Below are 12729 nucleotides of genomic sequence, written 5' to 3'. Positions count from 1 at the left end.
ATAACAACGGTTACAAAATTACATTAATTATAGTTTATAAAATGTTAAACGTACATAATTTAACGGTTTCATTTATGGGAACCGATCTGTTTTCAGGAATTACTTTTAAATTAAATAAAGGTGATAGAGTTGGCTTAATAGGAAAAAATGGGGCGGGAAAATCAACGTTATTAAAAGTTTTATCTAAAGATATTGAAAGCAGTGGTGGAACCATGGCATTTGATAAAGAGGTTCGTATTGGATTTTTGCGACAAGATATTGATTTTGTTCATGGAAGAACAATTTTAGAAGAAGCTTATCAGGCTTTTATTGAAATTAAGGAAATTGAACAAGAAGTAGATGTTATTAATAGCCAGTTAGCTGAAAGGACAGACTATGAAAGCGAGGGATACAATCAGTTAATTATAGATCTAAATGAAAAAAATGAGCGATATGAGTTAATTGGTGGATACAATTATCAAGGAGATACTGAAAAAATACTGCAAGGATTAGGATTTAAACGTGAAGATTTTGATAAGTTAACAGATACTTTTTCTGGAGGTTGGAGAATGCGTATAGAACTGGCGAAATTATTATTACAAAATAATGATATTTTACTGCTGGATGAGCCAACAAACCATTTAGATATTGAATCTATAATTTGGTTAGAAAACTTCTTAAAGGGGTATCAAGGTGCTATTGTATTGGTGTCGCATGATAAAATGTTTTTGGATAATGTAACCAACAGAACCATTGAAATTTCCCTTGGCCAAATATATGATTATAAAAAACCATATTCTGAGTTTTTAAAACTTCGTGCTGAAATAAAAGAGAAACAAGTACAAGCGCAAAAAAATCAGGAAAAAGAGATTGAGCATACCCAGAAATTAATTGAAAAGTTTAGAGCGAAAGCAAATAAAGCATCGATGGCTCAATCATTAATTAAAAAGCTAGATAAGGTTGAACGTATTGAGGTCGATCAGGATGACAATGCTGTGATGAATGTACGATTTGAAATATCTAAAGAACCTGGTAAAATTGTTGTTGAAGCTGAAGATTTATGTAAAAATTACGGCGATAAAAAGGTTTTAGAGAATGTTGACTTATTAATTGAACGTAACAGTAAAATAGCGTTTGTAGGGCAAAACGGACAAGGAAAATCTACTTTAGCCAAAATGATGGTAGGAGAAATTCCTTTTGAAGGGCACTTGAAGTTAGGACACAATGTTGAAGTAGGATACTTTGCTCAAAATCAATCAGAACATTTACCACCAGAGAAGACTGTTTTGGAGATCATGGAAGATGCTGCGACTGATGGAAATAGGATAAAAGTTAGAGATATGCTTGGAGCCTTTTTATTCGGTGGTGAATCAGTTGATAAAAAAGCGAAGGTACTATCTGGAGGTGAAAGAAACCGTTTAGCATTATGTAAGTTATTGCTCTCTCCATTCAATGTTTTGATTATGGATGAGCCGACGAATCACTTAGATATTGCATCAAAAAATGTACTGAAGCAAGCCCTCAAAAACTTCGATGGAACTTTGATCATAGTATCGCATGATAGAGATTTTTTACAAGGCTTAACAAGTTCAGTATATGGGTTCAAAGATAGAGAGATTAAGGAGTATTTAGGAGATATTGATTACTTCTTAGGACAGCATCAATTGGAAAATCTAAGAGAAGCTGAAAAACAAACAGTAGTTAAAGATAAGAAGAGTTCTTCAAAAAAGGTTGCGTATAAACTTTCCAAAGAAGAAGAAAAAGAACTTAAAAAATTAAGGAATAGATTAAATAAGATAGAGAATTTAATTCAGGAGTTGGAGGGAGATATAGAAAAAGCAGACCTTGAATTGGCTCAAAATTATGATGAAGTTTCTTCTAGGCCCAATTTCTTCGAAAAGTACAAGGCAAAAAAAGCAAAACTTGATGATTTAATGTTGGAGTGGGAAGAGGTAGAAGAAAAGGTAACTGCGTTTGGTTAGAGGATTTTATATGATGAAGGATATGTGAGGTTGTGAATCTAAGTGTTATTGACGTTTTGTACGATTAGATAATGATGACGTTTATTAAAATAATATCTTATGTTGGAGATTTAGCCAATTATCAGATCTAAACTTTTGGAATTAATAATGTTCAACTTAAATACATATAACCAACAAATAAACCTACCAATTCTCGATGAAAAGGAAATAGGACTCTTTATTAAGCGAGAAGATTTGATTCATCCGAGTATTTCTGGGAATAAATACAGAAAACTTAAATATAACTTACTAGAAGCAAAAAGGCTAAAATTGGAAATTATTTTAACCTTTGGTGGTGCGTATTCGAATCATATAGCGGCTACAGCGGCAGCTGGAAAAATTGGCGGTTTCAAAACAATAGGCATTATTAGAGGAGATGAATTGGCGAATGATTTGGATAATGTTTTAGAAAACAACAAAACCTTAAAGTTTGCGAATAGTCAAGGAATGGATTTTAAGTTTGTTTCTAGAGAAGACTATAGAAATAAAAAGGAAGAGGTGTTTCTAAAGAAACTAAAAGAAGAATACGGTAATTTTTATTTGATCCCGGAAGGAGGAACTAATGAATTAGCCGTTAAAGGTTGTCAAGAGATTTTAACAGCTGAAGATGAAAAATTCGATTATATTTGCTCAGCTGTTGGTACTGGAGGAACTATTGCAGGTCTAATAAATGCGACCACAAAGGCGCAAAAAGTTATTGGTTTTCCTGCACTGAAAGGAAATTTTTTAGAAGGAGAAATAAGGAAATTTTCGAAGGAAAATAACTTTTGGCACTTGGAAAATGAATATCATTTTGGAGGTTATGGAAAGTTTAATGAGGAATTAATTTCTTTCATCAATAGTTTTAAGGAAAAAACGACAATTCCTTTAGACCCTATTTATACTGGTAAAATGGTATATGGAATTATTAATATGGTTTCAAACGATAAATTTCAAAGAGGATCCAAAATATTAATAATTCATACTGGAGGATTACAAGGAATAGAAGGAATCAATCAAAAATTGAAGCGAAGAAATATGGATTTGATTCAATAAAAAACATAAGAGTTTAATACCGGTGTCATAAAGATAACAACCTGAAAAGATAAAGAGTTTACGAAATGAAGCTTAAATTAAGTATAGCAATTATTTTAACGTCCCTATTGTTTGTAAGTTGTGGGTCAAAAAAGAAAGTAGTTACTTCTAATAGAAAGGTCGTAGTAGAGCAAAAGGAAGAAATGCCGGAGATACCTCAGTTAGAGCAAATCAAAAAAAGGTCAATCACAACTCCCAAAAATACGAATGAATATATTTTAAAGTTTGCCCTTATCGCGGTAAAGAAAATGCATGAACATAATATTCCAGCTAGTATAACCTTGGCTCAAGGAATTTTAGAATCAGGAAGTGGTCGAAGTGCTTTGGCAATTAGATCAAACAATCATTTTGGAATAAAATGTCATAGAGGTTGGAAGGGTAAAAGTGTAACTCATGATGATGACGAAAAAGGAGAATGTTTTAGAAAATACAAATATCCAGAGTCATCTTATGAAGATCATTCTCAGTTTCTACTAACTAGAAAACGATATTCAAATTTATTTCGATTAAAACGTACTGATTATAAAGGTTGGGCTTATGGCTTGAAAAGAGCGGGTTATGCAACGGATAAGAGATATCCTCAAAAATTAATTAGTCTTATTCATAAGTATGATTTAATGAAGTACGATAGAGTAAGGGCTTCTAAAAAGAAACAGAAAGGAAAAGGTAGCTATTACGAAGTTAAAAAGGGAGATACTCTATATTCTATTGCTAGAAGACATAAGATTTCCGTGAAATTATTAAAAGAAATTAATGGAATACAAAGTAATCAAATAAGTATAGGACAGGAATTATTGGTTCAATAACTATGAATAACCAAGTTGAAATTGTTGTTTTAAGAGCTCTTTAATTTCCAGTTTACAACTTCTGTAACCTAAAGCAGTACCGGTCTGTTTGTTTAGTTTTTTAAGCTTATTGTTTTTGTCTTCAATTGTTGACTTGTTGTATTATTTAATTTACTTCATCAGAAAAATAAGTTTTAACAGCTGTTTTTTCTGGATGTATTGTTGAGGCATTATTAGTGAGGGGTTTTTAGAATAAACAACTATTATTCATAGGAAATGCAAGTATTTTTATAAGCCCGAGCGTTCTTTAGCTTCACAGTATAATTCCTTTTATATTTTCCTTATTTAAAAAGAACATAACAGAAGTCATGTTCTCTTTAAATCTTCCTAATTAGAGGTGTTTAGCTACACTTTTTTTGAAGTTCGGCAATATTGTTACCAAATATAGTTTTTCTTCTTAGCTTGTTTTTTAATTGAATTGATAATAACACTTTCTAATTCATTCTTTTTAGAACTACCTTTTTTCTTTTGAGTTACGAAAGCATTCCTTTTTTTATTTAGTTCTTGAATTTTTTGCTGTATCACTTCCCTTTCATTTTTTTTCTCTTCAACATAACTTTTAATTTCTTCAGAAGACTTGTTTTTAAGATGACTAGGTAATTGTTCTTTTTTTAATGTTTTATAAGAAAAGTTCTTTTTATCAGAGGCATCAACTAAATCCCATGAAGAGTTTTTGTATAAGTTAGAACTTTTGGTAACAGCTCTCTTTACGGCAACAACTTCGTCTAACTCCTCAGCATTACTGTCTTGAAGTGCTTGTTTCTCGTACTTTGATTTACCAATACTTCCATAGTATAAATAAGTTTTGTTTAGTTTTTTATTCAGTATAATAATATCATTGTCATAAGGAGTAACAATATGAACAATGTTTTTGTTGTGATTTATAGTCATATAATCACCATTTCCATAATAGGCCCCTTCTTGCCAACTTCCAGAAATACCTTGGTTATAATCTCCGCAGAAAATAGTATTGATAACAATTTCTTTTTCTTTGGCATCTGAAATAGCATCTTTAAAATGAATCTTTCCTTGAGTGAAAGGCTCATTTCCAGCAATGAATATTAATTTTAAATCGTTTTTATTTTTACCCCATTCTAATTCTTTGATAGAAGTGAAAATAACCTCACCACAATATTCGCTTCCTCCATTAGTTTTAAGAGCGAAAAGACGTTCAGAAATATCATCCAAATCACTTGTAAAAGAGGTAACCTGTCTAATAAACCCTTTTTTTGAAGATAAACCGTCGTTACCATATTCATAAAGAGCAATCTTTAAGTTAGGTGTTTTTCCATGGCACTTGGCATATGAGAGTTCATTGACAATTTCCCATAATTGAGCTTTTGCTTGATTAATAAGTCCATCCATGCTATTACTTGTATCCAATAATAGCGCAACTTTAATAGTTTGTTGCTTATAGTTTTCAGAATGTTTTTTTTCATTAGCATAACCCTTTCCAAAGAAAAGTATACTTAATGTTATAAATGTTAAGATGTTTTTTTTCATGATTTTATGTTTTTAAATTGAACTTTTATGTAGTTTGGAATTGAATTATTTTATTTCGAAAATGACATGAATGCTTGACGTTAATGTGATGTTTTCAAACTGAACTTGCTCATTTTTATGACTTCTTGATTTAGAAAAACCAGATTCGTACATTTTAGAATTACTTACGTAATTAATTTGAGCGAAGTCGTTAACTTGATGTTCTATTTCATTTACACGTAGAGGTTTTCCCGTATCAGCATTGATAGCATTTAGCAAATAGTCAGACTTTTCTTTGGCTGCTTTTATTGCATTTATTCTGTTTTTCTTTTTGAATTCAGTAAGTTTAGAATGCGTAGCTTTAATTATAGATGTTCTTGTGATTTTTAGTTTTTTGAAAGTTTCGAAAACTTTTTTAATTTTTTCTGAAGATTTGATTAGCAAGGAATATTTTCCTGTAGAAAGAATCTCTTTGCTCCACCAACCAGTTTTTGATAAAACTGAATTAATATCAGAAATAAATAAATTCTCAGTAGGAACTTTTATAAGGTTTAGCTCTTTTTTTAATTCATCTTCCAGTTGTTCTAAGGTAAGTTTTTTACCTTTTTCCATTCTTTCCTCTAAAAAAATATCAATATAAATTTCATTAGGAGTTATTTCCATTTCTGATTTTCCTATGACATCAATTTGGGCTTTATCACTTAATGATTGTTGAGCAAAGGACAGCGTTGAAATAAATAAAGCCATCGTTATATAAAAGTTTTTCATTTTTTCATTTTTTGATCAGATTAACCGTTTTAGTAATAATTGTATCTGTGGTATTCTCTCGATTAATTATGAAGTAAAATTATAGGCAACTTTCTTTAAATAAAATTCAGAATGAGTGAAACGCGGTTTTTATTTAGTATACGAGTATTTTTTATGAGTAAACAAGGAGAGATTTGGGTGCAAAAAGCCTTCAATAGAGAAAGTCAATTTTTTTTATCCATTTTTTGATAATAAGTTTACACTTACAAGAAAATATCAAAAATGTTTAGATATATATTTATAATATGCCTTTTCATCATGTCCTCAACTTTAAAAGCTCAGGAGGAAAAATCTGTTAAATTTTCAATTAAAGTCAAAGTCATAGATAAAGAGACAAGAGAATCAATTGAAAATGCTGAGGTTACAGTTGCGGGTATTCAATATAATTATTCGAAAATAAATGAGAATTATAAAATCAACGCAAGATATAATGATGAATTAATAGTTCGTCATTTTGATTTTGAAACGGTGTATTATACGATCAAAGGAAATGATGAAATCATAATAAAGGTAGAGAAAGAAAATAAGTTAAAGGTGTTTAATAAGATATCTAAAAGTTCACGTTCTTTAAAAAAAAGAAAGTTCAAAAGTTACTTCAGCGAATATATCGACTCTGCTAAATTGTATAAAGAAAAAAGTCTGGATAAAAGTTTGTCGTTTATAGAGTTAACACTAAAAGAAGAATTAACACGTGGTAGAAAAGCGGAAGCCTTTAAAGTAATGGGTGATATTTACTTTTTTTGGAGGCAATATGATTTAGCTTCTCAAAACTACGATACTTCTTTAAAACAAAAGGATAATGTTGCTGTTCGTTTGTTATTAGCAAAATCACAATTTTTATCAAAGAAATATAAAGAAAGTGAGAAGACTTACATTTCTACAATGAACCAAATTGTTTCTAACTTTGACAAACTTACCTTATTTGAAGGCTTAGGAGATGTTTCAAGAGTCTTAAGAGAATGGTCAAAAGCGGAAACTAATTATAAAACTGCTTTATCAATCGCTCAGAACCTTCGGAATGCTTCTAAAATAACAGATTTAAATTCGAAGTTAGCCGAGGTATTTGCAAATTTAGGACAAAGAAAGAAAGCTGATTTGTTATTTCAAAATTCATTAGAATTGGCAACTCAAGAGAATGTGAAGAGGTCACTCGAGCAAGAGGAAAAAGTAGCCGATTATTTGAATTCTTCACAACGATATGATGAAGAAATACAGTTAAGAAAAGAAAGCTTGAAAAAGGCGGAAGAAATTACGGTTGAAGCAGATGATGCTGAAACTTTGGTAGATTCTATTACTTCTCAAAAGATTAGTTATAAAATAGGAAACGCCTACCTTCAAAAGGAAGAGTATGATGAAGCCATTCCTTTTTTTGAAAAGAGTATTAGTGATGCCGATAAAAATGAAGATTTAATTATAAAGAAGGATGCTACGAGAAAATTGTCGGAAGTATATGCCACTGTTGGTGATTATACAAAGGCATTTGAAAGTTACCGGGATTATGTAAAGTTGGTTGATACTCTATACGCGAAAAGAGAACAAGAAATACAGCAGGTAAAAAGATTTAGCAAACGGATTTCTGATAATCAGAATAGAATAGCAAGTTTAGAAAAAGATAAAGAGTTAGCGGATAGTAAAATTGATTTAGCCTACAAAGATCAACAGTTAGTTCAAGAGAGTAATAAACGGCAGGAAATTATAATTTATTCATTGATTACTGGAATGGTACTTATTTCTTTATTGATGTATTATATGTATCGTAATATTAGACAACAGAAATTGGCGAATAACCTGTTGGCACTAAAATCGATGCGTTCTCAAATGAATCCTCATTTTATTTTCAATGCATTGAACTCGGTAAATAGTTTTATAGCGGTTAATGATGAACGAAGTGCCAATAGATATTTATCAGAATTTTCAGTATTAATGCGTTCTGTTTTGGAAAATTCGGATGAGGATTTTATTCCTTTATCAAAAGAAACAGAATTGTTGCAGCTGTACGTAAAACTAGAGCATAATAGATTTCAAGATAAGTTTGATTATGAAATTAAGATAGACGATAAAATTCCTTTAGATACTTATATTATTCCTCCAATGTTGTTACAACCTTATATTGAAAATGCTATTTGGCATGGATTACGCTATAAGAAAGAGAAAGGATATTTATGCATATCAATGGAGCAAATAGATAATGATGTAGTGCGTGTTTTAATTGAAGACAACGGTATTGGAAGAAAGAGATCTATGGAAATGAAAACAAAAAATCAATTAAAGCAGAAGTCAAAAGGAATGAGTACTATCAAAAAAAGAATAGGAATTTTGAATGATATGTATCAAGATAAAATAGAAGTGAAAGTAGCAGATGCAACGGAAGCTGGAGAAGGAACCAAAGTAGAATTATTATTAAAAAAAATTAAACTATGAATATAAAAGCTATTATTGTTGAAGATGAAGCCATAAGCAGAGATATACTTAGAAATTATATTAAAAAGTATTGCCCAAACGTAACTGTTTTAGGAGAAGCTGGAGATATTGAGGAAGGGTATAATTTGATTAAAGAGTATAACCCCGATTTAGTCTTTCTTGATGTTGAAATGCCCTATGGTAATGCTTTTGATTTATTAGAAAGAATAGAAGACCGAACCTTTGAGGCTATTTTTGTAACGGCTTATGATCACTATGCAATTGAAGCTTTAAATAATCAAGCTTCCTATTATTTACTAAAACCAATTTCAATTGACGATTTAATAGTGGCAGTAAATCATGTTACTCAAATTAAAGAGAAAGAAACAGAATTGGAGAATACAATATTAACTCCAAAAGAGATAAAAACAGGTAAAATAACCATTCCTACACAAGACGGTTTCGAGGTTATTGATGTAAACGATATTTTTTATTGTAAAGCAGATGATAACTATACCGAAATTTATTTAGAAAACACGAAAAAGGTGGTGAGTAAAACGTTAAAGTTTATAGAGGAAACCTTGAAAGAATATTCCTTCGCTCGAATTCATAAATCTTATTTAGTGAATGTAAATGCTGTCTTAAAATATAAAAAAGGAAAAGGAGGAAGTGTGGTATTGAGTAATGGAAAGGAATTGTCAATTTCATCAACTAAAAAAGCGAATTTACTGTCTTATTTTAAGTAGTTTTAAAGTCGAAAGGCGATCGTATATAGGGAAAGATTTGTATAACTAACTATATCAATTGTTTTTAAATAAATTAAAATCACACCTTACAAACTGATAACTGATAACTGATAACTGATATATGAAAATAATAAAACCTGTTAACGGAAAACACCCTCAAATTCCTGAAGATTGTTATGTAGCCGAAAATGCTACGATTGTAGGAGATGTAAAAATAGGAGAAAAATGTAGCGTTTGGTTTAACGCAGTAATTAGAGGAGATGTTCATTATATCCATATTGGTAATAAAGTGAACATTCAAGATGGAGCAGTAATTCATGCTACGTATCAAAAGTCTCCAACCAATATAGGTAATAATGTTTCTATTGGTCATAATGCTATTGTTCACGGCTGTACAATTCATGATAATGTTTTAGTTGGAATGGGAAGTATAATAATGGACGACTGCGTTATAGAGTCAAACTCCATTATTGCAGCAGGAGCAGTCGTTACTAAAAATACGCATGTTGAAAGTGGAAGTATTTACGCAGGAGTTCCAGCAAAAAAAGTGAAAAATATTTCACAAGAACTGATTTCAGGAGAAATAGATAGAATAGCCAATAATTATGTGAAATACTCCAGTTGGTTTGAAGAATAACTAATCAAATTATATGAATCCCCCAAAATGAAAAAAAAAAGAATCAAACTTAATCATGAACTAACTACAAAATTTAAAAAATCCTTCACTTATAAGAACAAAAACAGCCCAAGAGGAATTGGTATTGAGTGTGAAATACCAATTGTTACTTTAAATGGAAATGCAGCTCCTTTTTCAACTATTAAAAAAATGTTTAGTTATCTTGAAAAAGTAGGGTTTGAGCTAATAATAGATCAACAAAGTAAAGAAGTTGAGTCCGCTAGGAAAATGAACCCTGATAGCGAAGAAAATTTTAGTTGTTGTTTTGATTCCATTACTACAGACGTTGGATATAGCATTATTGAAATAGTACTATCGCCTCAAATAAATTTATGGATACTTGAAAAGCATTTATCGAAACTAATAGATATTTTGAAAGTGTTTTTTAAGAGACATAATTGTTTAATGCTTGGATACGGAATTCAACCTTTGGGATATCCATCACTAGATTTAATGATGCCGAAAGAAAGGTATTTCTTCTTTAACAAATTTTCAGGAAATAAAATAATACCTGAAAATGAAGGATCGGATGCATGCCTTTTGACGATAACAGCTTCCAATCAATGTCATGTTGAAATAGAATCAGAAAATACGATTCCAGCAATGAATACTTTAAATGCATTATCGGGATTGCAAATAGCACTATGTGCTAATTCCCCCATATGGTTGGGGAAAGTGGAAAAAGGAATTAAAGCAAATCGCGAGGATTTATGGGAACATTGTTTTCCAAATAGAATAGAGCAAATAGGAATTCCTCCTAAGTTTCAAGATGAAGCTCATTATGTGAATTATCTACTTGGTTTTAAACCTTTTTTAATAGAAAGAGAAGGAAGGTTTTATAGAATTCTAAATAAAGAAACTTATGCAGAATATTTAGAAGATGATACCTCCTGTTTTGTAGAATCTCTGAATGGAGATATTGTAAAAGTAACTCCAAAAATAGAAGATGCTGATCAATTGTTTTCCTGCACTTGGTTTAACACACGGTTAGTACCAAAGTATGGTACAATCGAAAGTAGAATGTGTTGTCAACAGCCGCCTTCCGATACATTGTCTACAAGTGCACTTACCTTAGGTTTAATTGAAAATTTGGAAGTTGCTAAGAGATTTGAAGAACAATATCCATTGAGTTTTTGGAAAGAATTAAGGGTAACTACAATTAAAAACTCACTAAATGTTTTTATCGGTAGAGTGAGCATCGTTCCTCTAATAAAAGAATTATTAGACATAGCCAGAGATGGTCTTTTAAGGAGAAATATGAATGAAGAAGAATTTTTAAAACCTTTATACGATAGACTTAACAAAAGGGAATCACCAGCCGATTTTGCCATTGAAGTTTTTGAAGAAAGAGGAATAAATGCCTTCTTAAAAGAATTGTCTTTTTAATAAATGAAATGAATATGATTAAAACGAGTATAAAAGAAAAGGTGTTTTCTGAAAAAATCAATATAAATGAAGGCGTGAAATTGGAAAGGATTTCTGAAGCTACTTATCATAGAATCTTAAAATATTTTGAATCTGAGTATAAATTCAAAAACGGAGAAGAAATGCAAATAGGAAACTATTATGTAAAACTCGATAAAAGAATTTCAGATAGTTTCGTATTGTTTATAGAAGAAGTTTTAAGAGAAAAGTATCCGAGTATCTCTGCTATTCCTGGGTTTATGCCATCAAAAGAAACTCTTAGTGATACTGAGAAAAATGAAGGGTTTACTTTTGGTAGTTTTGACATGGCAGTTACAGAAATGGGCTTGCGAAATATTGAGTTTCAAGCGGTGGCCACCTATCCAATAAGCGCAGCTAAAATGAATACAATGGTACTTGATTCTATCTCAGATTCTAACACATTCGCTTTTGCTGATAACGCAAATACTAATTGGGATAAATTTATAGAAGTATATAATGAAATATTTCAAGTTAATGAAAAAGATCAGGTTGTATTGGTAGATAGGGAAGTTGAAAAACAAAAAACAAAATTCGAATTTTTTGCAACCAAAAAAGAATTAAATGTACCTATCAGAATAGTTGACGTAAAAGATGTTTTTGAAAACAACAATTCCTTGTATTATAGAGAAGAAAACTCTACTGTGAAAATAAATGCTTTTTACAATAGAGTATTAATAACGGAAGCATTATATCAGGATAACTATCCAGAAGATTTAGGACGTTGGAAATTTAGATTCGATAAAAAATACAAGGACTTAAAATATATAAATCACCCGATAAAGCAATTTGATATTTCAAAAAGACTGTGCCCTTTTATAAAACATGAGTACAATCCAAATTGTTATGAATTATCAAATACCGAACATCTTTTCAAACAGAAAGAGTTAAGTTATAAAGATTTTGTTTGGAAGCATAAATGGGGTGCAGCGGGAAACGATTTAATTTTAGAACCAAATGAAGAGGTTTTAGATGGTTTAAAAGAAGAAACATCCAATTATATAGCTCAAGAAAAAATCGCATATAAAGTATTTAAAACTGATGATCAACTTGAGAAAATAGTGGAACTAAGGTTTATGACGGCAATTCATAAAGGGCAGTTGGTTATTGTACCTATGGCCAGAGTAGGTCGTATTGAAAAAACAAAAGAAGGATCTATTAATTATAAAATTCATTTTTCAGACAATAATAAAAAAGGATATGGTTTTAGCCCAGTTATTATAAGCGATAATAATGTAGATTAAGTAAAAAAGCTC

General features: G+C 30.5%; 10 protein-coding genes. 8 read left to right on the top strand and 2 right to left on the bottom strand.

All coding sequences use genetic code 11. From position 1 onward, the window contains the following. Nucleotides 1-41 precede the first annotated feature (41 nt). The 3 genes from BLW23_RS20400 to BLW23_RS20390 all read left to right on the top strand — a co-directional run bounded on the left by BLW23_RS20400 (nucleotide 42) and on the right by BLW23_RS20390 (nucleotide 3880). Nucleotides 42-1961, top strand: a complete 1920-nt coding sequence (locus BLW23_RS20400; RefSeq protein WP_093673397.1) for an ABC-F family ATP-binding cassette domain-containing protein — start codon at nucleotides 42-44, stop codon at nucleotides 1959-1961. Between the two features lie 147 nt (nucleotides 1962-2108). Next, entirely contained in the window at nucleotides 2109-3035 is a 927-nt protein-coding gene (locus BLW23_RS20395; protein WP_093673395.1) for a 1-aminocyclopropane-1-carboxylate deaminase/D-cysteine desulfhydrase, read from the top strand. Between the two features lie 65 nt (nucleotides 3036-3100). Beyond that, a complete protein-coding gene (locus BLW23_RS20390; protein WP_093673393.1) occupies nucleotides 3101-3880 on the top strand; it encodes a glucosaminidase domain-containing protein in 780 nt (259 codons plus the stop codon). 414 nt (nucleotides 3881-4294) lie between these two features. Here the strand turns inward: BLW23_RS20390 and BLW23_RS20385 are convergent, their stop codons facing one another. Together BLW23_RS20385 and BLW23_RS20380 are read right to left on the bottom strand one after the other, a co-directional pair. Continuing rightward, nucleotides 4295-5422 carry a vWA domain-containing protein gene (locus tag BLW23_RS20385; RefSeq protein WP_093673391.1) on the bottom strand — a complete coding sequence of 376 codons (1128 nt, stop codon included), beginning with the start codon at nucleotides 5420-5422 and terminating at the stop codon, nucleotides 4295-4297. 45 nt (nucleotides 5423-5467) lie between these two features. After that, nucleotides 5468-6169, bottom strand: coding sequence for an SIMPL domain-containing protein (locus BLW23_RS20380; RefSeq protein ID WP_093673389.1), 702 nt, complete (start codon nucleotides 6167-6169; stop codon nucleotides 5468-5470). A gap of 297 nt (nucleotides 6170-6466) precedes the next feature. On the opposite strand from BLW23_RS20380, the gene BLW23_RS20375 reads away from it, so the two are divergent. From BLW23_RS20375 to BLW23_RS20355, 5 genes are all read left to right on the top strand, one after another. Beyond that, complete coding sequence (locus BLW23_RS20375) at nucleotides 6467-8629, top strand: tetratricopeptide repeat-containing sensor histidine kinase (protein WP_176829896.1); 2163 nt, start codon at nucleotides 6467-6469, stop codon at nucleotides 8627-8629. Continuing rightward, nucleotides 8626-9354 carry a LytR/AlgR family response regulator transcription factor gene (locus BLW23_RS20370; RefSeq protein ID WP_093673385.1) on the top strand — a complete coding sequence of 243 codons (729 nt, stop codon included), beginning with the start codon at nucleotides 8626-8628 and terminating at the stop codon, nucleotides 9352-9354. Before BLW23_RS20375 ends, BLW23_RS20370 begins: the two co-directional genes overlap by 4 nt. Before the next feature lie 121 nt (nucleotides 9355-9475). Further along, the gene (locus BLW23_RS20365; RefSeq protein ID WP_093673383.1) at nucleotides 9476-9991 is read left to right on the top strand and encodes a gamma carbonic anhydrase family protein; all 516 of its coding nucleotides are present in this window, start codon (nucleotides 9476-9478) and stop codon (nucleotides 9989-9991) included. A gap of 27 nt (nucleotides 9992-10018) precedes the next feature. Then, the gene (locus tag BLW23_RS20360) at nucleotides 10019-11416 is read left to right on the top strand and encodes a glutamate-cysteine ligase family protein (protein WP_093673381.1); all 1398 of its coding nucleotides are present in this window, start codon (nucleotides 10019-10021) and stop codon (nucleotides 11414-11416) included. A 14-nt stretch (nucleotides 11417-11430) separates the two neighbouring features. Beyond that, complete coding sequence (locus BLW23_RS20355; RefSeq protein WP_093673379.1) at nucleotides 11431-12717, top strand: hypothetical protein; 1287 nt, start codon at nucleotides 11431-11433, stop codon at nucleotides 12715-12717. Nucleotides 12718-12729 lie beyond the last annotated feature (12 nt).

The organism is Tenacibaculum sp. MAR_2009_124 (genome assembly GCF_900105455.1).
Taxonomy (GTDB): Bacteria; Bacteroidota; Bacteroidia; order Flavobacteriales; family Flavobacteriaceae; genus Polaribacter.
Note: the sequence above shows the minus strand (reverse complement) of the source record. Positions and strands in the feature narration are given on the sequence as shown.

Bases quoted from the DNA above. Each gene is read 5' to 3' on its own strand.
- BLW23_RS20360 (WP_093673381.1), top strand. From the start codon at position 10,019: ATGAAAAAAAAAAGAATCAAACTTAATCATGAACTAACTACAAAATTT.
- BLW23_RS20400 (WP_093673397.1), top strand. From the start codon at position 42: ATGTTAAACGTACATAATTTAACGGTTTCATTTATGGGAACCGATCTG.
- BLW23_RS20380 (WP_093673389.1), bottom strand. From the start codon at position 6,169: ATGAAAAACTTTTATATAACGATGGCTTTATTTATTTCAACGCTGTCC.
- BLW23_RS20355 (WP_093673379.1), top strand. From the start codon at position 11,431: ATGATTAAAACGAGTATAAAAGAAAAGGTGTTTTCTGAAAAAATCAAT.
- BLW23_RS20395 (WP_093673395.1), top strand. From the start codon at position 2,109: ATGTTCAACTTAAATACATATAACCAACAAATAAACCTACCAATTCTC.
- BLW23_RS20365 (WP_093673383.1), top strand. From the start codon at position 9,476: ATGAAAATAATAAAACCTGTTAACGGAAAACACCCTCAAATTCCTGAA.
- BLW23_RS20385 (WP_093673391.1), bottom strand. From the start codon at position 5,422: ATGAAAAAAAACATCTTAACATTTATAACATTAAGTATACTTTTCTTT.
- BLW23_RS20375 (WP_176829896.1), top strand. From the start codon at position 6,467: ATGTCCTCAACTTTAAAAGCTCAGGAGGAAAAATCTGTTAAATTTTCA.
- BLW23_RS20370 (WP_093673385.1), top strand. From the start codon at position 8,626: ATGAATATAAAAGCTATTATTGTTGAAGATGAAGCCATAAGCAGAGAT.
- BLW23_RS20390 (WP_093673393.1), top strand. From the start codon at position 3,101: ATGAAGCTTAAATTAAGTATAGCAATTATTTTAACGTCCCTATTGTTT.